This is a genomic window from Mesorhizobium sp. CNPSo 4684, assembly GCF_057784315.1.
Genome location: NZ_JBWLUX010000043.1, coordinates 24,927 through 48,550, shown reverse-complemented (window position 1 = coordinate 48,550; position 23,624 = coordinate 24,927). Strand labels below are relative to the sequence as shown.

The 23,624-nt window shown below is 63.5% G+C and carries 20 protein-coding genes; 9 read left to right on the top strand and 11 right to left on the bottom strand.

What is annotated here, in order from left to right:
• Positions 1–119: 119 nt before the first annotated feature.
• The 3 genes from thiP to AC04SG_RS29165 all read left to right on the top strand — a co-directional run bounded on the left by thiP (position 120) and on the right by AC04SG_RS29165 (position 4,231).
• A complete protein-coding gene (gene thiP, locus AC04SG_RS29175) occupies positions 120–1,727 on the top strand; it encodes a thiamine/thiamine pyrophosphate ABC transporter permease (RefSeq protein ID WP_488553869.1) in 1,608 nt (535 codons plus the stop codon).
• A gap of 8 nt (positions 1,728–1,735) precedes the next feature.
• Positions 1,736–2,488 carry a thiamine ABC transporter ATP-binding protein gene (thiQ, locus tag AC04SG_RS29170; protein WP_488553871.1) on the top strand — a complete coding sequence of 251 codons (753 nt, stop codon included), beginning with the start codon at positions 1,736–1,738 and terminating at the stop codon, positions 2,486–2,488.
• Positions 2,489–2,824: 336 nt separating this feature from the next.
• Positions 2,825–4,231 (top strand): M48 family metalloprotease, encoded by a 1,407-nt coding sequence (locus AC04SG_RS29165; RefSeq protein ID WP_246750080.1) that lies wholly within the window; start codon positions 2,825–2,827, stop codon positions 4,229–4,231.
• A 57-nt stretch (positions 4,232–4,288) separates the two neighbouring features.
• Here the strand turns inward: AC04SG_RS29165 and AC04SG_RS29160 are convergent, their stop codons facing one another.
• Both AC04SG_RS29160 and AC04SG_RS29155 read right to left on the bottom strand, forming a co-directional pair.
• Positions 4,289–6,625 carry a caspase family protein gene (locus tag AC04SG_RS29160; RefSeq protein WP_488553868.1) on the bottom strand — a complete coding sequence of 779 codons (2,337 nt, stop codon included), beginning with the start codon at positions 6,623–6,625 and terminating at the stop codon, positions 4,289–4,291.
• Between the two features lie 166 nt (positions 6,626–6,791).
• Positions 6,792–7,655 (bottom strand): RNA polymerase factor sigma-32, encoded by an 864-nt coding sequence (locus AC04SG_RS29155; protein WP_488553867.1) that lies wholly within the window; start codon positions 7,653–7,655, stop codon positions 6,792–6,794.
• Positions 7,656–8,057: 402 nt separating this feature from the next.
• Between AC04SG_RS29155 and AC04SG_RS29150 the strand changes: the two genes are divergently transcribed.
• From AC04SG_RS29150 to AC04SG_RS29140, 3 genes are all read left to right on the top strand, one after another.
• Positions 8,058–8,831 (top strand): amino acid ABC transporter substrate-binding protein, encoded by a 774-nt coding sequence (locus AC04SG_RS29150; RefSeq protein WP_192247523.1) that lies wholly within the window; start codon positions 8,058–8,060, stop codon positions 8,829–8,831.
• Positions 8,832–8,975: 144 nt separating this feature from the next.
• Complete coding sequence (locus AC04SG_RS29145) at positions 8,976–9,656, top strand: amino acid ABC transporter permease (RefSeq protein WP_192247526.1); 681 nt, start codon at positions 8,976–8,978, stop codon at positions 9,654–9,656.
• Positions 9,653–10,420, top strand: coding sequence for an amino acid ABC transporter ATP-binding protein (locus AC04SG_RS29140; protein ID WP_488553866.1), 768 nt, complete (start codon positions 9,653–9,655; stop codon positions 10,418–10,420). The genes AC04SG_RS29145 and AC04SG_RS29140 overlap by 4 nt, the downstream gene beginning before the upstream one ends.
• 129 nt (positions 10,421–10,549) lie before the next feature.
• On the opposite strand, the gene AC04SG_RS29135 is transcribed toward AC04SG_RS29140, so the two are convergent.
• The 5 genes from AC04SG_RS29135 to AC04SG_RS29115 form a co-directional block, all read right to left on the bottom strand.
• Entirely contained in the window at positions 10,550–11,131 is a 582-nt protein-coding gene (locus AC04SG_RS29135; protein ID WP_112559634.1) for a CarD family transcriptional regulator, read from the bottom strand.
• Between the two features lie 371 nt (positions 11,132–11,502).
• Entirely contained in the window at positions 11,503–11,841 is a 339-nt protein-coding gene (gene fdxA, locus AC04SG_RS29130) for a ferredoxin FdxA (RefSeq protein ID WP_027031582.1), read from the bottom strand.
• A gap of 149 nt (positions 11,842–11,990) precedes the next feature.
• Positions 11,991–12,377, bottom strand: a complete 387-nt coding sequence (locus AC04SG_RS29125; protein ID WP_488553865.1) for an RNA-binding S4 domain-containing protein — start codon at positions 12,375–12,377, stop codon at positions 11,991–11,993.
• A 15-nt stretch (positions 12,378–12,392) separates the two neighbouring features.
• Positions 12,393–15,839 carry a helicase-related protein gene (locus AC04SG_RS29120; protein ID WP_488553864.1) on the bottom strand — a complete coding sequence of 1,149 codons (3,447 nt, stop codon included), beginning with the start codon at positions 15,837–15,839 and terminating at the stop codon, positions 12,393–12,395.
• 646 nt (positions 15,840–16,485) lie between these two features.
• Positions 16,486–17,073 (bottom strand): TetR/AcrR family transcriptional regulator, encoded by a 588-nt coding sequence (locus AC04SG_RS29115; RefSeq protein ID WP_488553863.1) that lies wholly within the window; start codon positions 17,071–17,073, stop codon positions 16,486–16,488.
• Between the two features lie 78 nt (positions 17,074–17,151).
• Here AC04SG_RS29115 and AC04SG_RS29110 point away from each other — a divergent pair, with 78 nt between their 5' ends.
• Positions 17,152–18,402 (top strand): FAD-dependent oxidoreductase, encoded by a 1,251-nt coding sequence (locus AC04SG_RS29110; RefSeq protein WP_488553862.1) that lies wholly within the window; start codon positions 17,152–17,154, stop codon positions 18,400–18,402.
• Positions 18,403–18,476: 74 nt separating this feature from the next.
• Here AC04SG_RS29110 and phbB read toward each other — a convergent pair whose 3' ends face one another.
• Together phbB and AC04SG_RS29100 are read right to left on the bottom strand one after the other, a co-directional pair.
• Positions 18,477–19,202 (bottom strand): acetoacetyl-CoA reductase, encoded by a 726-nt coding sequence (phbB, locus tag AC04SG_RS29105; RefSeq protein WP_203280765.1) that lies wholly within the window; start codon positions 19,200–19,202, stop codon positions 18,477–18,479.
• Between the two features lie 89 nt (positions 19,203–19,291).
• Positions 19,292–20,476 (bottom strand): acetyl-CoA C-acetyltransferase, encoded by a 1,185-nt coding sequence (locus AC04SG_RS29100; protein WP_488553861.1) that lies wholly within the window; start codon positions 20,474–20,476, stop codon positions 19,292–19,294.
• Between the two features lie 299 nt (positions 20,477–20,775).
• Between AC04SG_RS29100 and phaR the strand changes: the two genes are divergently transcribed.
• Positions 20,776–21,390 (top strand): polyhydroxyalkanoate synthesis repressor PhaR, encoded by a 615-nt coding sequence (gene phaR / locus AC04SG_RS29095; RefSeq protein ID WP_488553860.1) that lies wholly within the window; start codon positions 20,776–20,778, stop codon positions 21,388–21,390.
• 49 nt (positions 21,391–21,439) lie between these two features.
• On the opposite strand, the gene AC04SG_RS29090 is transcribed toward phaR, so the two are convergent.
• The gene (locus tag AC04SG_RS29090) at positions 21,440–21,946 is read right to left on the bottom strand and encodes a GNAT family N-acetyltransferase (RefSeq protein ID WP_488553859.1); all 507 of its coding nucleotides are present in this window, start codon (positions 21,944–21,946) and stop codon (positions 21,440–21,442) included.
• Between the two features lie 133 nt (positions 21,947–22,079).
• The gene (locus AC04SG_RS29085) at positions 22,080–22,499 is read right to left on the bottom strand and encodes a rhodanese-like domain-containing protein (RefSeq protein ID WP_192247550.1); all 420 of its coding nucleotides are present in this window, start codon (positions 22,497–22,499) and stop codon (positions 22,080–22,082) included.
• 87 nt (positions 22,500–22,586) lie between these two features.
• Between AC04SG_RS29085 and ftrA the strand changes: the two genes are divergently transcribed.
• Entirely contained in the window at positions 22,587–23,585 is a 999-nt protein-coding gene (ftrA, locus tag AC04SG_RS29080) for a transcriptional regulator FtrA (RefSeq protein WP_488553870.1), read from the top strand.
• The last annotated feature ends 39 nt before the right edge of the window (positions 23,586–23,624 follow it).

Genomic DNA, 23,624 nt, shown 5'->3' with positions numbered 1-23,624 from the left:
CTGCTAATCTCCCCCCTTGCGGGGGAGATGGCCGGCAGGCCAGAGGGGGGTGGGCGGGAACTCGACGCGGATAATGCTTCCGTCCTATTCACGCTATCCCGTGTGTTTGGTTAGGCGGAATGCCAACACCCCGTCCCAGCGACCCCCGCGTCACCGCCGGCATTGTCGCGCTCGCGGCAATCGCGCTGCTGATCGGCGGCGCCTTTGCCGGCCTCATCCTCGAAGGCGCGCACGATCTCCGCGGTGCTGCGTCCGCCTTCGATCTCTATCTCCTGCGCGTCGTCCGCTTCACGCTCTGGCAGGCAGTCCTTTCGACGCTGCTTTCCGTCGTGCCGGCGCTGTTCGTGGCGCGTGCTCTGTCGCGGCATCCGCGCTTCTTGGGCCGCGGTTTCATCCTGCAACTGTTCACCGTGCCGCTGGCACTGCCGGCCATTGTCGCGGCGCTGGGCATACTGGCGCTCTATGGCCGGGCCGGCTACTTCGCCGCGACCGGTGGCCAAAGCTGGCCCGATATCTATGGCCTGTCGGGCATCCTCGTCGCTCATGTCTTCTTCAATCTGCCGCTGGCAACACGGCTGTTCCTTGAGGCACTGGGCACTGTGCCTGCCGATCAATGGCGGCTGGCAAGCCAGCTCGGCATGGGGGCGAGACCAGCCTTCAGGTTGATCGAATGGCCGGTGCTGCGATCGGCTCTGCCGGGCGTCGCCGGCCTTGTCTTCATGCTTTGCATCACCTCCTTCACCATCGTGCTCATCCTCGGCGGCGGGCCGGCGGCGACGACGCTGGAGGTCGCCATCTACCAAGCGCTGCGCTTCGACTTCGATCCCGCGCGTGCTGTGACGCTGACGGTGCTGCAGATCGCGCTGACCTTCGCCGTTGTACTGGCGCTGACGCGGCTTGGCGCCAATGTGACTGGCGACGCCAACCTGCCCGTGGCGCCGCGCCGCTACCTCTCGGCCGGCACAACTGAAACGGCGCTCAACGCCACCCTGATCGTGTTCGCCTTGCTGTTCGTCGCCGGGCCGATGGCGGCAACCGTCACTTCAGGCCTTGGCGCCGATCTCAGCCGGCTGGCCGGCGAGAGCGCGGTGCGCCAGGCGACGCTGACCAGCGCCATTCTCGGCCTGCTGGCGGCGTTGCTTTCGGTGGCGCTGTCGCTGTCGCTGATCATGGCGCGCCGGGCGCTGTCCCTACACCGCCGTGGCGGCGCTCGCCCGCTGCTCGAACATGCCACCGACACCGGCGCCGGTTTTGTCCTCGTCGTGCCGCCTATCGTCGTCGGCGCCGGTTGGTTTCTCCTGCTGCGCACGATCAGCGACGTCTTTGCCATCGCGCCCGTCATGGTCGTCACCGTCAACGCGGTGATGGCGATGCCCTTCGCCATCCGTGCGATGCGTCCGGCCTATGATGCGGCAAGCGAACGCCATGAAAAGCTGTGCGCACAGCTCGGCATTTCGGGCTGGAGCCGGCTGCGGCTGGTCGACTGGCCGTCGCTGCGGCGGCCGCTGGCCACCGGCTTTGCCTTCGCCATGGCGCTGTCGCTCGGCGATCTCGGCGTCATCGCGCTGTTCGGCAGCGATTCAGTGCAGACATTGCCCTATCTCCTCTTGGCGCGCATGGGCAGCTACCGCACAGCCGACGCCGCCGGGCTGGCTTTGCTGCTCGGGGCGGTCTGCCTGGCTCTGGTGGTCGCCGCGGATTGGTTGGGACGAGGAGAAAGATCGTGACTTCCGCCATGGAAAAAGGCGCGGTCGTGCGGCTAGACAAGGTGTCGTTCAGCTATGGCGAGGCGCCGTTCCTGTTCGATGTCGAATTCGCCGCCTCGAAAATCACCGCCATCATGGGGGCGAGCGGTTCGGGAAAATCGACCCTGCTCAACCTGGTGGCCGGCTTCGAGACGCCGCAATCCGGCCGCGTTCTGATCGGCGGTGCCGATGTCGGCGCTTCCGCGCCATCGGCTCGACCGGTGTCGATGGTGTTCCAGGAAAACAATCTGTTTGCCCATCTCTCTGTCGAGAAGAATGTCGGGCTCGGCCGCTCGCCGTCGCTTAGTCTGACGCAAACCGACCGCGCCGCAATCGCCGAGGCCCTGAGCCGTGTCGGCCTTGCCGGCAAGGAAAAGCGCCTGCCGCGAGAACTCTCCGGCGGCGAAAGGCAGCGTGTGGCGCTCGCCCGCGTGCTGGTGCGCGACCGGCCGGTGCTGTTGCTTGACGAGCCGTTCGCCTCGCTTGGGCCCGCACTGCGCGACGACATGCTCGACCTCGTGGTCGGCGTCCATGCCGAGCGGGCGATGACGGTGTTGTTCGTCACGCATCAGCCGGAAGACGCGCGCCGCATCGGAGAGCAGATGGTTTTTCTGGACAATGGCAGGGTTGCCTCAACGGGATCTGCCGCCGATTTTTTCGACGGCACTGGTCCTGAAGCGTTTCGGCGCTATATCGGCGCAAGTTCGGGCGGATCACGCGATATTGCCCGGAAGCGGACATAATTTACGACCAAACCGGCTACAGGTGATGTGGCGCTTGCTTGCCATGGTCCAACTGATGTGGCTAGGTCCGGCCAGTATTGGTCCGGCACGAGCCGTGATTTGCCCCCTACAGCGCCGCATCCATCCGGGTGTGTAAAACGCTGTAGGTTTTTTTGATTTGTGCAGGATTGCCACCGAAAAATTCGATTTTCGCTGGCGCGGACCCTTGGGTCCAGGTCATGCGCCGAGAGCTGAAGGGACGCCGTGCTGTCGACCGGCACTGACACTTTGAGACGCAGGCCGCTGGCGCGCTTCCTCGCGCTGGCCGGCCTTGCCGTGGCGCTGGCCAGTTGCCAGATGTTCACGCCTCCGGAAGTGCAGGAATCCGGCTTCCAGCCGTCCGACAAGCCGATCACCGTCGACAATGTCGCCGCCAACAGCAAGCTCGCCGAACTCGCAAAGGCGCAGCATCCGCGCATCCTCGCCACCTATGGCGGGGAATATTCCGACCCCAAGCTCGAGCGCATGGTGGCCAAGGTCGTCGGCAGCCTGACCGTGGTGTCGGCCAATCCGACCCAGACCTATCGCATCACCATCCTCAATTCGCCCAACGTCAACGCCTTCGCGCTGCCGGGCGGCTATCTCTACGTCACCCGCGGCCTCTTGGCGCTGGCCAATGATTCGGCCGAACTCGCCGCCGTCATCGCGCATGAGATGGGTCACGTCACCGCCAATCACGGCTTGCAGCGCCAGCAGCTCGAGGCCGAGGAAGGACTGGCGACCAAGGTGGTTTCCGATGTGCTCGGCGACAGCCCGACCGCCAAGGCGGCATTGATCCGCGGCAAGCTCAGGCTGGCGCAGTTCTCGCGCAACCAGGAGTTGGAGGCCGACGCCATCGGCATCAAGTCAATCGGCGAAGCCGGCTACGATCCCTATGCCGCCGGCCGCTTCCTGCAGTCGATGTCGGCCTATACCGATTTCCGCTCGATCAGCGGCGCCACCGATGCCAGCCTCGACTTCCTGGCCACGCACCCCAACACGCCGCAGCGCATCGATCTGGCGCAGCGCCACGCCCGCCAGTTCGGTGCGCCGGGCGTCGGCACGCGCGACCGCGATTCCTTCCTGGCAGGCATTGACGGCCTGCTCTACGGCGACACGCCGGAAGAAGGTTATGTGCGCGGCCAGACCTTCCTGCATCCGGGGCTCGGCGTATCGTTCACCGTGCCGGACGGTTTCATCATCGACAATACGGCCGCAGCGGTGACGGCGACCGGGCCGGGCGACATGGCGATCCGCTTCGACGGCGTGTCGATCGACAAGGATCGTGCGCTCACCGACTATATCAGAAGCGGCTGGGTGGCCGGTCTCGACGAGACCAGCGTGCGCCAGGAGACGATCAACGGCAATGAGGCGGCGACCGCGCATGCCGGCGCCGATGGGTGGCAGTTCGACATTGCGGTAATCCGTGCCGGCGGCCAGGTCTACCGGCTGTTGACGGCGGCGCCCTCGGCAAGCACCACACTCGATCCGGTGGCGCGCTCGGTCAGCGGCTCGTTCCGCATCCTGAGTGCGGCTGAAAAGGCGGCGCTGAAGCCACTGCACATCCGCGTCGTCACCGTTCAGGCCGGCCAGACCATGGGCTCGCTTTCGGCGCAAATGGTCGGCGTCGACCGCAAGCTCGATCTGTTCAGGGTGCTCAACGCGATGTCGCCGGGCGCCTCGGTTTCGGCCGGCGACAAGGTCAAGATCGTCACGGACAAGTAGCGCAGCCCGGCTTCGGTGGGGCCTGCCGTGCGAAGCAGGGCTGCGGTCACTGTACGCTCAGAGGTTGCTGTCGGTGTCAGTGTCGGTACCGCTACCGGTACCGCTGTCGCCATCGGTGCCTTCGCTACTGGTGTTCTCGCCACCACCGGGATTTGCAGAACGGTGCTCGGAACCATCACCGTTGTTGCCGGCCCACGATACCCGGCCGGTTTGCGGCTCGGGTTTCGGGGCCTTCGGTCTTGGCGCGGGTATGGGAACTACCTTTATTTTCGTGATGATTTTCGGGGGCCGGACCTTGCACGCCGGGATCGCCAAGGCGACCCGCTTCGGTGTGCTGAGAACACCCAGGGAATACATCTCTTGCCGCTCCATCCCGGCCCTGAAGAAGGCGAGCGCACGGTCCGGATCAGCCGGAACACCATTGCGACCTTCCATGAAGATCGACGCGAGATCGTTCATGGCATCGATATGCCCCATCGCCGCGGATTTGAGCAGCAAGTCCAATCCCTTGGCGGCATCACGCTGGACGCCTCTGCCATTGAACAGGGTGCGTCCCCACGCGGTCATGGCGTAGGGGTCACCCTTTTCGGATGCGTCTGAATAGAAGCGGTTAGCCTGTTCGGGATCCGCGGCCGTCCCTATTCCCGACGAGACGATGGAACCGAGCGTGAAAACCGCGCGGACGTATCCCTTGTCGGCGGCCTGCTGGATTGCCTGCCTGGCCTCATTGACCTTGCCCGAGGCCAGCAACGCCCGTCCGAGTTGGTAACGGAAGCGGGCAATCTCCGGATAGGCCTTCACCGAGGCCTGGCAGAGCTCAACCGCGTCGTCGCCAATCTCGTTCGCCAGCCGGCCCGGGACAATGCCTTGCAGGTCGAGAGGTTCGCCCGCCGCTCGATCGCAGGGATCGACGCTTGGGGACAGTTTCAGCGTCGCCTGCTTCGATGCGTTGTCGGCACGGATCTGAAAGCCGATCTCGACCGGCGTTGCGGAACCGATCTGCGGCTCGTAGCGCAATTTGTCGACATCGTCGGCCATCAGGCTCGATTGAGGCGACAGGATGCGGTCCGGCAGGGACAGTGTCCCGGTTGCCGGATAGCTTGCAAGCTTCACGGTGATCGACGGGTCCTTGGCCGGGAAATCCAGCTTGAGCGGAATCGGGCCGACGCCGACGGGGATTTCGATGTCGCGGTTTTCGATCGCTTCGGCGGCGCCGGCGATACGAATGCCGCGCTCAACCACCGCCTGCTTTTGCTCGGCGGCGATTGAGGCCATGAGTTGCTTGGCCTCGGCGCCCGCGCCGTTTCTGATCCGCAACAACAGAACGCCTTGGGATTCGCCACCCCACTCGTTGTGCGTGGTGTAGGCAAGCGTATCCACCTGTTCCTGCCAACCCGCCAATTCGGGGGCGTCCATGCGCAGACGCGGCAGGTCGGTGCCCTCGATCCTTTCGCCCCTGGCCAAGGGCTTGCCATCAAGCGTCAGCCGTCCGAGTGCCGGCAGGCTTTCGATGCTGACGCTGACCGCGCCACCATCGACGTCTACCGGCGCCGGCAGATCCAGCGCGACTGGCCCGATGCCGGACGGCACGATTTTCTCCAGCACCGGCGGCAGCGCCGGGCGGTTGGCGCGGGGCATCAGAAAGACATCGTCGAGAAGCGAGGAATTCTCCCATGGAACCTGCTTGCCATCGGTTGCCTTGACGACGTCGCGGCGCACAGCAGCCATGACCGCCCTGATCTCCTGGTTCGGCGCCAACGCACGACGGGAGAAGGCGGAGGAAAATGGGCTGAGATTGCCGCTCCCGTCATAGGCAACGGCTCCCGGCTCGGTGGCAAAGGCGATCAGCGCGTTCTCAGACCCCTTCACCTGCGCCAACCCGCTACTGCTGGCGACGATCAGCTGGTCGCGAAGCCAATAGTTCTTACGCGGAAAAGGATTGTTGCGGCAGGCGTCGAGGATGATCACCTGGATTTTCGATTTCGAGCGCAACTGCTGCAACATGTCGTCGAGCTTGATTGCCTGGACTTCCACGTCGGCGGCATCCTTAAGCGTGGCGTCGACCGGGATGAGAAAGTTCTCGCCGCCGATCTGGAAGCCGTGACCCGAATAATAGACCACGGTGAGATCAGCGCCGTCGGCCGCCGCGAGATAGGTGCGGAAGCGCACCTCGAACTGAAGCCTGGTCAAATCCTTGGCGACGAAAACGTCGAAGCCGGCCGTCCGGAACGTGTTTGCGATGTCTCCGGCGTCCTTGTCCGGGTTCTTGAGCGCCGGAAGCTCCCGGTATTTGGAATTGCCGATCACAAAAGCAACCTTTCGATCGGCACTAGCCTCGAAAGTCGTCAGGGTCACAAGGATCAAAGCTGCAAGAAACACGCAGAGTCGCGACATGGCAAAATCCTCATCCGCTATGATCTGGTGAACCCCAACAGACACCCTGCAGCTCAGCAGGTCTGTTAAAGAATTCACAATCTGCGAATGAGAGGCGAGGAAATCTGATGTGCTGGTCTTATATGCTGATCGGAAAATATCTTAATACTGCTGCCAACCGGGAATTTCAGGCTGCCTGCGTCTGAAATTCCGGGTTCTGCTTGACCAGCGCGACCTTCAGCTTTTCCATGGCGCGGGCCTCGATCTGGCGGACACGCTCCTTGGAAATGCCGAGCGTCTCGCCGAGCGCTTCCAGCGTAGCGCCCTCGTCGGTCAGCCGGCGTTCCTCGATGATCCTTAGTTCGCGGGCATTGAGCGCGCCAAGCGCTGCTCTCAGCCAGAGCAGGCGGCGTTCGAAATCGATGGTGTCGCTGGCGACTTCGTCCGGCAGCGGATCGTCCGAAATCAGGAAGTCCATGCGCTCGGTGGTGCCGCTGTCGTCGGCGAGCGGCGCATTGAGCGAGGAGTCAGGCGCGGAGAGCCTGGAATCCATCATCGCCACGTCGGCCTCGGAGACGCCGAGCGCTACCGAGACTTCGCGATAGAGCGTGGCATTGGAGATCGGCTCGGCGCCATTGGCCAGCCGGGCGCGCAAGCGCCGCAGATTGAAGAACAGCGCCTTTTGTGCCGAAGAGGTGCCGCCGCGCACGATCGACCAGTTGCGCAGGATGTAGTCCTGCATCGAGGCGCGGATCCACCAGGTCGCATAGGTCGAGAAGCGCACCTCGCGCTCCGGCTCGAAGCGCGCCGCCGCTTCCAGCAGCCCGACATGGCCTTCCTGGACCAGATCGCCGAGCGGCAGTCCGTAGTGGCGGAATTTCGAGGCCATGGAGATGACCAGCCGCATATGCGCGACGGTGATCTGGTGCAGCGCCTGCTGGTCCTGGTCTTCCTTCCAGCGCAAGGCGAGAACATGTTCCTCGTCGCGCTCGAGATAGGGGGCCTTCATCGCCGCGCGGACTATGGTCCGTCCTGCCGTGTCTTCGATCATGCCGCGCTCCTGCTCCCGGACATTTTCGGACGGCCTGGCGGCCGCTGGCTCTATCTTGACGCAATCCCGGACGGAAAACCGGTTTCCCACTTTTCCTGGAATTGCTTTGGGTCTGGCGCAGCTAGGGTTCTTGAAATGGAAACGCAGCGCCCTACAACAGGGCATGAACGTGCCACACCGGGGATTGGTTCCGCCGCCGATGGTGGTTGTTTTATGCTATCCGACAGGGCGCGCCGACAGCACAAAAAACGGGGCGATCGGCACCAATCTGAGTTACTCTGAGAATCTGATTTCTGGATCGCCATTTTTTTGAAATCTGGTTCCTTATTTTGCGGCTCTCTATCTGTCAGTTTCCGGCTCTCACAAGCGCCGGACACCGGCCAAGGACGGGATCACAGAAAAATGAAATGGCTCAATTCGCTCATCGTCGCCGGAACGCTGCAGGTTCTGGCTGTCACAGCCGGCCATGCCGGCGCCAACCTCGACCAGATCAAGCAGGCCGGCACCATCAAGGTTGGCACCGAAGGCACCTACGCACCCTTCACCTACCATAATGATGCCGGCGCGCTGGTTGGCTTCGACGTCGAGATCGCCAAGGCGATCGGCGACAAGCTTGGCGTGAAAGTCGAGTTCCTCGAAGGCAAATGGGACGGGCTGATCGCCGGTCTCGACGCCAACCGCTACGACGCCGTCATCAACGAGGTCGGCATCACCGACGCACGCAAGGCCAAGTACGACTTCTCCGATCCGTACATCGCTTCCAAGGCGGTGCTGATCGTGCGCGGCGACAACACCGACATCAAGACCTTTGCCGATCTCAAGGGCAAGAAGGCGGCGCAGTCGCTGACCTCGAATTTCGGCAAGCTCGCCGAGACCAATGGCGCCGAGCTGGTTGGCACTGACGGCTTCGACCAGTCGATCCAGCTTTTGCTCACCGGTCGCGCCGATGCCACCATCAATGACAGCCTGTCCTTCCTCGACTTCAAGAAGCACAAGCCCGACGCCAATGTGAAGATCGCCGCGCAGGAAGAAAACGCCGACTATTCCGGCGTCATCGTGCGCAAGGGCGATCCGGAGCTAGTGGCCGCGATCAACAAGGCGCTGGCCGACATCAAGGCCGACGGCACCTACAAGAAGATCGCCGACACCTATTTCGGCCAGGACGTTTCGCAGTAACGAAGGTCTCCCGGCGGTTTGCCGGCAACGACACAATAGCGGCGGGCCGTCTTTGACGGCTCGCCGTTTTTCGCATGATATGACAATCGCACAATTGCACTGCCGGACCGGTCTAGACGGCATTTGCAAGGAGAGGAGCCGCTCGTGCCGCACTGGCTGCAACTGATGCTGGACTCGTTGCCGACACTGTTGTGGGCGGCGCTGATCTTCACCGTGCCGCTGACTCTGCTGTCGTTTGCGCTCGGCCTGTTCGTAGGCCTGGTTGTCGCCTTGGTGCGGCTGTTCGGGCCGAAGCCGCTGGTCGCCGTAGTCCGCTTCTATGTCTGGATCTTTCGCGGCACGCCGCTTCTGGTGCAGCTGTTCCTGATCTTCTACGGCCTGCCCTCGGTCGGCATATTGCTCGATGCCTTTCCGGCGGCGCTGATCGGCTTCACCCTCAACATCGGCGCCTACAGTTCCGAAATCATCCGCGCCGTGATCGGCTCTGTGCCGAAGGGCCAGTGGGAGGCAGCCTATTCGATCGGGATGACCTGGAGCCAGGCGATGCGGCGCACCATTCTGCCGCAAGCCGGCCGGGTCGCGGTGCCGCCGCTCTCCAACACCTTCATCTCGCTGGTCAAGGATACGTCGCTGGCTGCGGCCATCACCGTGCCGGAAATGTTCCAGGCAGCGCAGCGCATCGTCGCCACCACCTATGAGCCGCTGATCCTGTATGTCGAGGCGGCGATCCTCTATCTGGCAATGAGCTCGGTGCTGTCTGCCCTGCAGACGCGGCTGGAGGAACGGCTCAACCGTTACGGCGGCTTCCTGGAGGCGCGCTCATGATCGGCCTCACCGACATCGAAAAGCGCTTCGGCGACAATCTCGTGCTGAAGGGCGTAACGGTCACCATTGCCGAAGGCAGCGTCACCGCGCTGGTCGGTCCGTCCGGCGGGGGAAAGAGCACGCTGCTGCGCTGCATCAACCTCCTGGAGATCCCGACCTCGGGCATGGTGCGCATCGGCGACGAGACGCTGGAATTCCGTCCCGGCATCAAGATCCCCAGCCGGGACATCCAGCGCCTGCGGCTGCAGACCGGCATGGTGTTCCAGAATTTCCAGCTGTTCCCGCACCGTACCGCCATCGAGAACGTCATGGAGGGGCTGGTGACGGTGCTGAAATGGCCAACGGCAAAGGCGCGTGAGCGGGCGCTGGCGCTGCTCGAGAAGGTGGGGATGGCGCACAAGGCCGATGCATGGCCGGCGACTCTGTCGGGCGGCCAACAGCAGCGCGTGGCGATTGCCCGCGCGCTGGCGCCGTCGCCCAAGGTGCTGCTCTGCGACGAGCCGACCTCGGCGCTCGATCCTGAACTGGCACAGGAAGTGGTCGACGTGCTGGGTAAACTCGCCAGCGAAGGCACGACCATGGTGATGGCGACGCACGACCTGCGCCTCGCCTCGAAGATCGCTCAAGAAGTGGTGTTTCTCGACGCTGGCGTGGTCGTCGAGAAGGGGCCGTCCGCCGTGGTGTTCAGCAATCCGGAGCGCGAACGGACGAAGCGCTTTATCGCAACACTGAAGCAGGAAGCGGCGAAGGAAGCCGGCGGCTGAGCCCTCTACCTCCCCCTTGTGGGGAGGTCGGACCGAAGGTCCGGGTGGGGGGCCGTGCCGCACCTCAGGCCCAAGAACAAAAAACCCGGCGCGAGGCCGGGTTTTTCATGAATTCAAATGTGAAAGCGATCAGGCAGCTTCTTCCTGTTCGGATTCCTCATTGTCGGCCTTGGCGCCGCGCTTAGGGCCCTTGTTGAGGTTGACCTCGATCAGGCGCACGGCTTCGGTTTCCGACATGCGATTGACCGCGGCGATCTCACGGGCCATGCGGTCGAGTGCCGCCTCATAGAGCTGACGCTCGGAATAGGACTGCTCCGGCTGGTTGTCGGCGCGGTAGAGGTCGCGCACGACTTCCGAGATCGAGATCAGATCGCCCGAATTGATCTTGGCATCATATTCCTGGGCGCGGCGCGACCACATGGTGCGCTTGACCCGGGCGCGGCCCTGCACGACCTTCAGCGCGCGCTCGACATAATCCTCCTCCGACAGCTTGCGCATGCCGATGGAGGTCGCCTTGGCGACCGGCACTTTCAGCCGCATCTTGTCCTTCTGGAAGTCGATGACGAACAGTTCCAGCTTGTGGCCCGCAACTTCCTGCTCGTCGATCGAGACGATCTGGCCGACGCCGTGCGCCGGATAGACGATGTACTCGCCGGTCTTGAAACCGTGACGTGCCGCGGTGGACTTCTTCTGCGGGGTGATCGTTGCCATTACGCCCTGAACTCCTTGTTGTGGCACCGGCGGCCTGCCGGTCCGAACGCGTGCGATCGGGGACGCCGATCGTTAGCCGCACAACAGATGAACCCATCGGAAAAAGCCGGGACCGGCAAACCGCGTACATAGCGACTGCCTAGCCCAGATTGCTCTGGTCCGATTGGGGAGTTCACCTTTCAGTGATTTGGGGCGCTTGCGCCATAAATCGACGTTGTGTCACCGGCATGTTTCAGCAGATGTAGCACAAAAAGTAGGAAGAATCAAGGTTTTGCTGCAAACGCGAAGGTCGAGCGACATCACCGCCTGTCAAGGCCGTTGATGTATGGTGCGCGTTACGCTGCGTTATGACGGCCGAGTCGGCCGTAGCATCAGTCGCCTTCGCCTGGCTCAGCGGAGAAATATTTCTCGAACTTGCCGGCCTCGCCGTCGAAGGTCTTGGCGTCTGCCGGAGGCTCCTTCTTGGCGGTGATGTTGGGCCACTTCTCGGCGTATTCGGTGTTGACCTGCAGCCACTTGTCGAGACCCGGCTCGGTGTCGGGCTTGATCGCATCGGCCGGGCATTCCGGTTCGCAGACGCCGCAGTCGATGCACTCGTCGGGATGTATGACGAGCATGTTCTCGCCTTCGTAGAAGCAGTCGACCGGACAGACCTCGATGCAGTCCATGTACTTGCATTTGATGCAGTTGTCGGTCACGACATAGGTCATTGGTCGGCTCCGGGACGTCCCGTTCTAGTCAGGCTTTTTTGGTGAGGTAACGCCTTTGCCTGCCGCTTGCAAGGGCGGCCATGCCTGGCGGGACCGGCGCTTCCGAAATGGAATTCCAGATCGCGGGCATGGCGAAGAGCGCCAAGGCTTCAGTCTTCACCGAACAGGCGGTCGGTTTGTCTGCGCTCTTTCTTGGTCGGCCGGCCGCTGCCGGCCTCGCGCAGCGGGGGAATGGCATCGGCAACAGCCTCACCTTTCGGCGCCGGCGGCGGTGACATGTCCTCGTAGAGCGTGCGGGCTTCCTCGGCCGGGCCGCGCCGCGTCCCGGTGCCAAGCACCTTCCAGACGAAGATGCGGCGCTCGTGCGTGATGGTCAAAACATCGCCGGCTTTGACCAGATCCGACGCCTGCGCTGCTTTGTCGCTATTGATGCGGACGCGTCCGGCGACCACCAGCTTGGCCGCCAGCGAGCGCGATTTGACCGCACGCGAGAAGAACAGCCATTTGTCGATGCGCTGGCGACCCTCAGCAACCATCGAACCGTGCCGTGCCTACTTCTTCAGCTGGTCGCGCAAGGCGGCGAGCTTGGCGAAGGGCGAGTCTGGATCGAAACGCACCGGACGTTCCTCGCGCGGCTTGGCCTGGAAGGCCGGCTTGCCGCCTTGTGAGCCGCCTTTGCCCTCCGGCCTGCCGCCTTTCCAATCCGGCCGGCCTTCGCGAGGACGCTCGCCTGGCGGCTTGCCATCGCGGCGCTGTTCGCCTTCGGCCTGCGGCTTGGGCTTGAACTTCGAGCGGTCGAAGCGCGGCTTGGCGGCACCGTCGCGCTGGTCGCGCCGGCCCTGATAGGCCGGCCGCCCGCCCGGTGCCGGCTGTCCGCCAGCAGCGTCGGCAGGCGCATCGGTTCGGGCTGCCTGGCCGTTGCGCGGGCGATTGTCTCTGCGGTTTTCGTGGCGATGACGCGGGCGCTGCTCGAAACGGCCCTGCCGCCACAACAGGATCGGTTTTGGCTCTTCAGCCTCTGGCGCGGCTTCGCCAGTCCCACTCTCCCCCTCGTGGGGAGGGTCGGCGCGCAGCGCCGGGGTGGGGGCAGCGCCGGCGTCGTCAGTTGCATCTCCAGCGTCGGCGGCGTCAGCACGACCTGCTTCGTCAGCGCCGTCACCCCCACCCGCGTCGCTTCGCGCCGCGACCTCCCCCATCGAGGGAGAGGTAAGGGCGTCGGCGCTTTCGGCGACGGTGACGTCGGCAACAGCTTCTGTAACGGGCGGGACTCCTTCAGCGATTTCCGCGGGAGCTTCGATTTGATCTTCAGAAACAGCCGCTGCCGGTTGGGCGACGGACTCTGCGGTATTCTCTGACGTAACTTCTGCGGCGGTAGCTTCAACAGCCGCATCCGGCTCCGCACCCTCGGCCGGTGCTTCGGTGACAGCATCCGCTGCGGCGGCTTCCGCCGCGGCCTTTGCAGCCGCTTCCGCCAGCTTTGCCGCAGCCGCTTCCCGCGCCGCATTGTCCTGCGCTTCCAGCCGCGCCTTCACCTCTGCAGGCGGCTTCGGCTCGGCGCGGTAGCCGAGACCCTTCAGGATCTCTTCCATGTCGTCGGCGGTGGCGCCGAGGATCGACATCATCGGCGGCGTCACCATGAAGGACTGGCCGTCATAGGCGCCATCCGGGCGCTGGCCGAGGCCGGGCTTCCAGTTGGTCGCGGGGCGGATCAGGTCGGCCAGCCGTTCCAGAATGTCGATGCGCACGGCGCGGCGGCCGAGATTGCGGTAGCCGGCGAGCTTGTAGAAGGTCTTGTCGAAAGCCGGGTCGATGACCACCGAGGTGCGGCCGGAGGCCAGCGCGTGCACCACGTCGCCGAAGCCGGGCTTGTCCTTGCCGTCATTCTTCAGCGCCCACAAAAGCGTAATCAGGCCGGCGGGTGCAGGCTTGATCAGCGCCGGCACGAAGACGTGGTAGGCGCCAAAACGCACACCGAGCCGGCGCAGGGCAGCGCGTCCCTCCTGGTCGAGCGACTTCATCTCTTCGGCGATGTCGCGGCGGTTGATGAGGCCGAAATGCTCGACGAGCTGGAAGGCGATGCCACGGCCGATGCCGGTGATCTGCTCGGCATTCTTCAAGTCGACCAGCGGCTTCAGCAGCGACTCGATCTGGAAATTGACGAAACGCTCGGCGCGCGCAGCAACCTTGTCGCGGGCGGGGCCGGTCAGCTGCTCGTCGGCCAAAAGCACGAGGCGCGGCTTCAGCGCGTCCTCGCCGGCAACCAGCGTGCCGATCGGCGCGCCGATCCAGCGCAGCGTGCCGTCGGAGCCGAGCGCCAGGTCGCCATTGGCGCAGGCGCCGAAGCGTTCGGCGCGCGCCTCGAACTCGGCGGCCAGCGCCTTTTGCGCTGCCGTACGCACGGCCTTGGCGTCTTCGCCGCCGGCGCTCTGGTCGGCGGTGAAGCGGAACCCTTGCAACTCGCCGACATGATGGCCTTCGACAAGGACGGTTCCGGTAGGACTGATTTCGGCTTCAGGCATTGTATTTTCTCTAAGGCGCCGCATGAGGACGGAAGTCCTGCGGTCTACAAACCGTTTCGTCAACCGCTCATGCAGCGCATCCGACAATCTGTCTTCGATTTCGCGCGTCTTTTCCTGCCAGTGTGCCTGATCGGCCAGCCAGCCGGGCCGGTTGGACACGAATGTCCAGGTGCGGATCTGGGCAATGCGGTGCGACAGCGTATCGATATCGCCTTCGGTCGTGTCGGCCCGGCGCACCTGCTCGGCCATGTAGTTCTCGTCGACATGGCCGTGTTTGGCGAGGTCCGTGTAGATCGAGGCGATGAGGTCGGAGTGCTGGGCCGGCGCGATCTTGCGGTAGTCGGGCAGGGCGCAGGCTTCCCACAGCAGCGCCACGCGCTTGGCGTTGGTGGCGAGCGCGCGGATGTCCTCGTCGCGGGAGAGATGCTCGAGCGCCTGCGCATCGACCGCCGGCAGCGCCCGCGTCAGCCCGTCGACCGGGGCGTTGATCTCGATCGAACGCTTCAGTGCGTCGAGGCTGGCAAAATCGAAATGCGCGGTGCGCCATTGCAGCACCTTCACCGGGTCGAACTCATGACCCTCGATGCGCTTGACCAGTTCCTCGTCCAGCGGATCGACCTGGCCGGTGACGCCGAATGTGCCGTCACGCAAATGCCGGCCGGCGCGGCCGGCAATCTGGCCGAGCTCAGCCGCCGTCAGATTGCGGTACTGGTAGCCGTCGAATTTGCGGTTCTGGGCAAAGGCGACATGGTCGAGATCGAGGTTGAGACCCATGCCGATGGCGTCGGTGGCAACGAGATAGTCGACGTCGCCCGCCTGGAACATTGCCACCTGGGCGTTGCGGGTGCGTGGGCTGAGGGCGCCGAGCACGACGGCAGCGCCGCCCTGCTGGCGGCGGATCAGTTCGCCGATGGCGTAGACCTCGTCGGCGGAGAAGGCGACGATGGCGGTGCGACGCGGCAGGCGGGTCAATTTCTTCGAGCCGGCATAGGCGAGGTGCGACAGCCGCGGCCGCGTCACCACCGAAACGCCCTTCAGCAGGCGCTGCAGGATGCCATGCATGGTGGCGGCACCAAGCAGCAGCGTTTCCTGGCGGCCGCGCAGGTGCAGGATGCGATCGGTGAAGATGTGGCCGCGTTCGAGGTCGCCGGCAAGCTGCACCTCGTCGATGGCGACGAAGGCGGCGTCGGTCTCGCGCGGCATGGCCTCGACGGTGCAGACCGAATATTTCGCGCCGGGCGGCTGGATTTTTTCCTCGCCGGTGATCAGCGCCACCTTGTGAGCGCCGACTTTTTCGCAGACGCGGGCGTAGACTTCTCGCGCCAGCAGCCGCAGCGGCAGGCCGATGATGCCACTCTCATGCGCGACCATGCGCTCGATGGCGAGATGGGTCTTACCGGTGTTGGTCGGACCCAGCACGGCGGTCACGTCGCGGCCCGACAGGATCAGTGGCTGGGTGTGTTTCGGCTGGATGTTCATCGGCCTGGAAATGAGGCTTTCTGCATCGTGTTGTCGGGAGCGCGCCTCGCATGGCGCGTATGACAGGCGACACATAGGGATTTCGGGCGCGAAGCGAAAGCGGAATGTTCCGGCCGTCAGTTCGGGAGTCTCGTTCGAGGTCCGGATTGGCTCCCGATTAACAGTTGGAACGAGTCTGGAACGAATCGGCTACGAATCAGTGACTCCAGCAGATTCAGCTTTTGTTCACGGCTACATGTGGATTTTGCGACCGGGAGTCTCACCACATGCTGAATCCATTGAACTGGCCCGATTCATGCAGGGCGGGCTTTGCCATTAACCTTCGCCGGCGAAGAATGGCCACTGCTCAGCGGTCGTTGGCCAAGGTTATGAAATTATTGTCTTTTCTTAACCAGCTTTAACCATTTGGCAGAGCTTTTCGGCCTTCGCCATTAACGTTTCGGTCAAAGCCGGAACGAATCGGAGACGAATCAGCGATGGGCGGGTTTTCCCGATTTGTTCACCCCAATATGTTGTGTTATCCACAGCTTGCCCACCGAGAATTCACAGCTTTTGAAGCGGGTTTCGCACAGGCCAGGCGGACCCCGTTAATCTTTGCGTGCCGGAACGGGGCAATCGCCACGACAGCACTCTCGGTGACCGACGGTCAACCCGCGTCGTGGCCTGTTGCATAACGTTGCAAAACCGGTCCGACATTTCGGATGATTTCCTCATGCGATAGGGCCACGACGGGCGCAAGCCGCAACAGATATCGGCACGTCGCCAGGCCCAGCAACTGGCTGGCAACCAGCCCGGCGCGCCGTCCGGCGTCGGCTGGGTCGCCTATCGACGCAACCATCGGCCTCACCTGGTTGGCAAAGACGTCCCGGACCTTCTCGGCCGCGTGCTCGTTCGACGCAGCCGAGCGCAGCAGGATTATCATGCCGGGCCCGTTGGCCGGACCTTCCCAGTTTACGAGAAAGCGCCTGATCAGCGTGTCGCCGATCATAGCCGGGTCGGTCCGCTGATCGGGCAGTTTCAGGTCGACGACCGCCGCCCTGGCGAACAGCTCATCCTTGCTGTGGAAATAGCGGATCACCATGGCTGGATCGATCGAAGCCTGCGCGGCGACATCCCGAATGGATACCCCGTCATAGCCGCCCTCGGCGAAAAGGCGGCGCGCAGCTTCGAGGATCTGGGCCCGTGTGCGGTCCGACTTGGTGATTTTTTTCGGGTGATTCTCGGTCATGAACATGCATATGCCAACACCTGTTGACAAATGCAACCGGGCTCATTAGAAAGTCAACGATTGTTGATAAATGGAGATGGGGAAATGCTGCCCGAGACAACGGAAGTCCTGATCATTGGCGCCGGCCCGACCGGCCTGGCGCTGTCCATCGCGCTGCATCAAGCCGGCGTCGATCATGTGCTGATCGACAAATTGGCGCACGGCCTGCAGACCTCGCGCGCCGGTGTCATACATGCGCAGACGCTGGAATCGCTTGAGCCGTTGGGCGTCACGCAGCGGCTGAGCGAGCTTTCGGTGAAGCTCGAGAATTTCGCCATCCGCGACCGGAACCGGGCGCTGCTCAAACTCGATTTCGGCAAGCTTCCATCAAGATATCCCTACCTGATGATGCTGCCTCAGAACCTGACCGAGCAGGTGTTCGCCGAACGGATCGCAACCTTGGGCGGCGTCATTCATCGCGAAGTCGAGGCCGTGGCGGTCGTTCAAGACAGGGACGGCGCTCGGGTAACAGTGGTGGAGCATGGCAGCGAAAAACTCATATCGGCACGCTACGTCGTCGGCGCCGACGGCATGCAAAGCCTCGTGCGCAAATCGACCGGCATCGAGTTCGACGGCGAGGCCTATGACGGTTCCTTTGTGCTGGCCGACGTTCGACTCGACTGGCCGGTCGGACCGACCGAAGTGTCGCTGTTTTTCGCATCGGCGGGACTGGTCGTGGTGGCGCCGCTGCCGGATGGATCATACCGTGTGGTCGCGACAATGGAGGACGCTCCAGAAAAGCCTGATGTCGTCGACATCCAGGCATTGCTCGATAGCCGTGGGCCAACCACGACGAGGGCCCGCGTGCTCGACCTGACGTGGAGTTCGCGTTTCCGGGTGCATCACCGCCTGGTCAGGGCATATCGCAAGGATCGGCTGTTCCTGATGGGCGATGCCGCGCATGTCCACAGTCCCGCAGGTGGGCAGGGCATGAATACCGGCATCATCGATGCGGTTGTGCTCGGCCAGTTGCTGGGCGATGTGGTGAACGGTGCGCGCTCGGAGGCCGAACTCGACCACTACGAGACGCTGCGCCGGCCGGCGGCGCAGGAGGTCCTCGACCTTGCGGGCCGGATGACCGGGATGGCGCTTGCGCGAAATCCGGTGAGGCGGTTCGTGCGCAATCTGGCGCTTTCGGTGGTGAACCTCAGCCCGTTCCTGAAGCGCCGCATCGCGCTGAAACTGTCGGGGCTCAGCCGGGCGCTGCTCGCGCGGCTGCCGGCGCCCGCAGGCAAGCCGGGATTTTTCGATCGTGCCAAGCCTGCTGAAAAACCGAACCTGAAACACGCCGCCTGACGACGTCAGGCGGCTGGCCTCAGATCGGGGGGCTCACATCGTGCCGGCTGCAAGGATTTGCAGCGGTCGAAGTATCAGGCGAAGTACTGGCCGCCATTGGCGGTGATGGTCGAGCCGGTGATGAAGCCGGCGTCCTCGGAGGCGAGGAAGACGACGCAGCGCGCGATCTCTTCCGGTTCGCCGAGGCGGCCAACCGGGATCTGCGGCAGGATGCGCTCGTTGAGCACCTTCTCGTCGATCGCTTTGACCATCTCGGTGGCGATGTAGCCGGGGCAGATGACGTTGACGGTGATGCCCGCGCGAGCGCCTTCCTGGGCAAGCGCCTTGGAGAAGCCGATGTCGCCGGCCTTGGCGGCGGAATAGTTGACCTGGCCGGCCTGGCCCTTCTGGCCGTTGATCGAGGAGATGGTGATGACGCGGCCGAACTTGCGGTCGCGCATGCCGCCCCACAGCGGATGCGTCATGTTGAAGACGCCGGAGAGGTTGGTGTCGATGACTTCTTTCCACTGCTCGCGCGTCAGTTTGTGGAACATGGCGTCACGGGTGATGCCGGCATTGTTGACCAGCACCGAGACCGGGCCGAGGTCGGCCTCTACCTGTTTGATCCCGGCGGCGCAGGCATCGTAGTCGGCGACCGACCATTTGTAGGTCTTGATGCCGGTTTCCCCGCTGAACTTCCCCGCAGCCTCGTCATTGCCGGCATAGTTGGCGGCAACCGTGTAACCCGCATTCTTCAGACCGATCGAAATGGCGGCGCCGATGCCGCGCGATCCACCGGTGACGAGCGCTACTTTGGTCATGTATCCTCCCAGGCATTAAAGTTGATCGCATGTTCGAGTGGGTATTCCTCTTTCCCCACTCGATTGTCCGTCGATACCTTGTCTCGTTCTTACAGCGCTTCCACGCACAAGGCGACGCCCATGCCGCCGCCGATGCAGAGCGTGGCGAGGCCTTTCTTGGCGCCGCGGCGGTGCATTTCGAAAACCAGCGTGTTGAAGACGCGCGCGCCGGAGGCGCCGATTGGATGGCCGATGGCAATCGCCCCGCCATTGACGTTGACGATCGACGTATCCCAGCCCATGCCCTTGTTGACGGCACAGGCCTGTGCGGCGAAGGCTTCATTGGCCTCGACAAGGTCGAGATCCTTGACCGACCAGCCGGCCTTCTCCAGCGCCCGCTTCGAAGCGGGAATAGGTCCGGTGCCCATGATCGCCGGATCGACGCCGGCAGTCGCCCATGACGCGATGCGCACCAGCGGGGTGATGCCGCGCCGCGATGCTTCGGCCTCGGTCATCAGCAGCGCGCCGGCAGCGCCGTCATTGATGCCGGACGCGTTGGCGGCGGTCACCGTGCCGTCCTTGTCGAAGGCCGGCTTCAGCTTGGTCATGGCGTCAATGGTGGCGCCGTGGCGGATGTATTCGTCCTGGTCGACGACAGTGTCGCCCTTCCTGCCCTTGATGGTGACGGCGACGATCTCGTCCTTGAACTTGCCGGCCTTCTGTGCTGCTTCAGCCTTGTTCTGCGAGGCCAGCGCGAACTGGTCCTGGTCGTCACGGGTGATCTGGAACTGGCGGGCGACGTTCTCGGCGGTGTTGCCCATGTGGTAGCCATTGAAGGCGTCCCACAGGCCGTCCTTGATCATTGTGTCGATCATCTTGTAGTCGCCCATCTTGACGCCGGCGCGCAGGTGCTCGGCGTGCGGCGACAGCGACATCGATTCCTGGCCGCCGGCGATGATCACCTTGGCGTCGCCGGTGGCGATCTGCTGCATGCCGAGTGCGATGGCGCGCAAGCCCGAGCCGCAAACCTGGTTGAGCCCCCAGGCGGTGGTCTCCTTGGGCAGGCCGGCATTGATCGAAGCCTGGCGGGCGGGGTTCTGGCCCTGGGCTGCCGTTAGCACCTGGCCAAGAATGACCTCATCGACTTCGCCCGGCTCGACACCGGCGCGCGACAAAAGCTCCTTGATGACGACCGCGCCAAGCTCATGCGCCGGGGTGGCGGCGAAGGCGCCGTTGAAGGAGCCGACAGCGGTGCGCGCGGCGCTGGCGACAACGATTGAATTGGCAGCGGACATGTTTCTCTCCAGACTTCGAGGTCGTGTTCTCTAGTGTTGTTGGGACTTTTCTTGCCCGTTCCACACCCCAAGTCAAACCGGAAATGGGCATGCCGGCCATGCGCCGCAAGCAGGGCACGAGCGGCCAGCGCGGTCCCCGGGCCTTTGCTGCGCAGCATATTTTGCCTGCCATGCAGCATTAAATGATGCCGCACTGCACAAACCGCTTGGAATTATGGAGCTTTTGCGGATATCCTTAAAAATGGCGCAATCGTTACCGGCGGCTTACTCAGGCACGCCGGTGTCCCGGGAGGATGCTGATGGCCGCGAAAGACGACCCAATCATTATCAAGAAATATGCCAACCGCCGGCTCTACAACACCGGCACCAGCACGTATGTGACGCTCGAGGACCTGGCCGAAATGGTCAAGAAGGGCGAGGAGTTCACGGTGCAGGACGCCAAGACCGGCGACGACATCACCCATCCGGTGCTGACCCAGATCATCTTCGAGCTGGAGAACAAGGACGGGCAGAACATGCTGCCGATCCCGTTCCTGCGTCAGCTGATCGCCTTCTATGGCGACCAGATGCAGATGATCGTGCCGAGCTTCCTCGAACAATCGATGATCGCCTTCTCCAAAGAGCAGGAGCGCTTTCGCGAGCAGATGAAGGGCGCCATCGGCAAGTCGCCGCTGGATGTGATGAAGATCGCCACGCCGATCAAGGCGCTGGAAGAGCAGACGCGGCGCAACATGGAAATGTTCCAGAACGCCATGCGCCTGTTCACGCCGTTCCCGCCAGCCGCCTCGAATGGCACTGCCGCGGCTGCGCCCGAGCCGGCCCGCAAGGAAGCGCCGGAAAAGGGCGGCGACGACCTTCAGGAGTTGAAGGAACAGATCGCCGCCATGCAGCGCAAGCTCGACACGATGTCGTAAGCGACCGCCGCATGGTCGGCCGCCTCGATTGGTTGAGGCGGCCTTGCCCTCACGGGTCGATTTTCAGCTGCCACGGTTCCCAGATATCGTCGGGCTGCCCGCTGAGTGAGCGGTAGAAGGCCTTCGCCGGCATGTTGGATTTCAGCACCGTCCATTTGATCGCGGACGCGCCGATGCCGGCGGCGTATTGGCGAAGCTGTTCAACAAGCGCATGGCCGACCGCCATGCCGCGCGCTGCCTCGGCGACGTAGAGTTCCTTGAGCCAGACAACCGGCTTCAGGTCGTAGGTCCACGGGATAATGTAGTGGACGGCGATGCCGACGATCACGCTCTCTCGCTCTGCCACGAGCACGCCGAACCGGGGCGATGGCCCCAGCCCGTGTTCGACAAGGTCCGCTTCGGTGAGGCGGAACTTGTCGTCATAGCCCTCGAAGATGGCCAGCGCCCGCATAAGCGCGAGCACCGCGCCAACATCCTGCCGTCCGAACGGACGGACCATAATCGCCGCCATCTGCCTGCCTTCGCTTGTCTGCAAGGTCGACCATATCGCGTACACGCTCCCGCGCCAGCCTAGAGCATGATCCCGAAAAGTGGAATCCGGTTTTAGGAAAAGATCATGCTCAAACAAAGAGATAGAATGGTTCGGCGGTTCCGTGAAACGATGAGCCGCTCTGGTGCTGAACCAAGGCTCATGCGTGCAAGACGCCTGGCTCCTTGCCGGAAGTGAAGGGGAGTTCCTCGTCCTGCCAACCGGTTATGCCGCCGATCATGATCTTCACGGGACGACCAAGGCCGGCCAGCTTGAAGGCGGCCCGATCCGCGCCATTGCAATGCGGTCCCGCGCAATAGACGACGAACAGCGTCTCTACCGGCCACTCTGCCATCCGTTCGGCCGATATTTCGCGGTGCGGCAGACGCAGCGCGCCCGGCACGTGCCGGCGTTCATAGGCTTCCGGCGAACCCACCACATGCAAAAGGACAAAATCTTGATCGCCGCTGCGCAGCGCCGCGGCGACGTCGGAACAGTCGGTCTCGACGGAAAGCCGGCGCAGGAAATGGTCCCGGGTGATTTCCGGCGATGCCGCCGGAATGTCTGTCACGTAGCTCATTCGCGTATCTCCATTGCTGATGCGTTGGAGATAAAGCAGGAAGCAGAGCGATTGCAGCTGGCAGCTTTGCCATATATCGTCAAGATCATGCCAAATATGCCTTCCGCCAATCCGCGCCCTGCGAACCCTCTCGTCGTTGCCATTGCCTATGACGGTCTGTGCACGTTCGAGTTTGGCGTGGCGGTTGAGATCTTCGCCTTGCCCAGGCCGGAAATGGGAACGGATTGGTACCGTTTTGCCGTTGCCGGGATCGATGCCGGCGAAATGCGCGCGCTGGGCGGTGTGCGCATCGTTGCTGACGGCGGGGCTGATCTGATCGGCCAGGCCGACACGGTGATCGTGCCTGGCTGGCGCGGATCGGAGGCGCCGGTGCCGCCGGCGCTGATCAAGGCGCTTCGCAAGGCGAACGAGCGCGGCGCCCGCATTCTTTCGATCTGCTCGGGCGTGTTCGTGCTTGCCGCCGCGGGCCTGCTTGCCGGCAAAAGGGCGACAACGCATTGGCGCTATAGCGATAAGCTGACGGAGATGTACCCAGACATCACCGTGGTTCCAGATGTTTTGTACATCGATGAGGGAAAGGTCCTGACATCGGCCGGCAGTGCCGCGGGCATCGACCTTTGCCTGCATCTGGTGCGGCGCGACTTCGGTACCAAAGCGGCAAACATGGTGGCGCGTCGTCTGGTGGTGCCGCCGCACCGCGACGGCGGTCAGGCGCAATATGTAGAGAGTTCCGTTCCCGAGCCACATGAGCGCAGCCGGCTCGGGCCTTTGATCGACAGAATGCGCGCCAATATTTCGGCCGACTATCCCGTCGCCGTCCTGGCCGAACTAGCCGGGATGAGCGAGCGGACATTTCTGCGCCGGTTCGCGGCCGCAACCGGCGTTACGCCGGCGCGCTGGCTGCTCTCGGAACGGCTTTCGCGGGCGCGCACGCTGCTGGAAGACACCGCCATGCCGATCGAGCGGATTGCCGAGACTGCCGGCTTCGGCGCGGCAGGCACGTTGCGGCATCATTTTCGTCAGCAGTTCGCCACGACGCCCGTCGCGTACCGTGCGCGGTTCGGGAGCACTTTCAGGTCGGGCTGAGGGGGTTCTATTTTACGCAATTCCGGACGGAAACCGCTT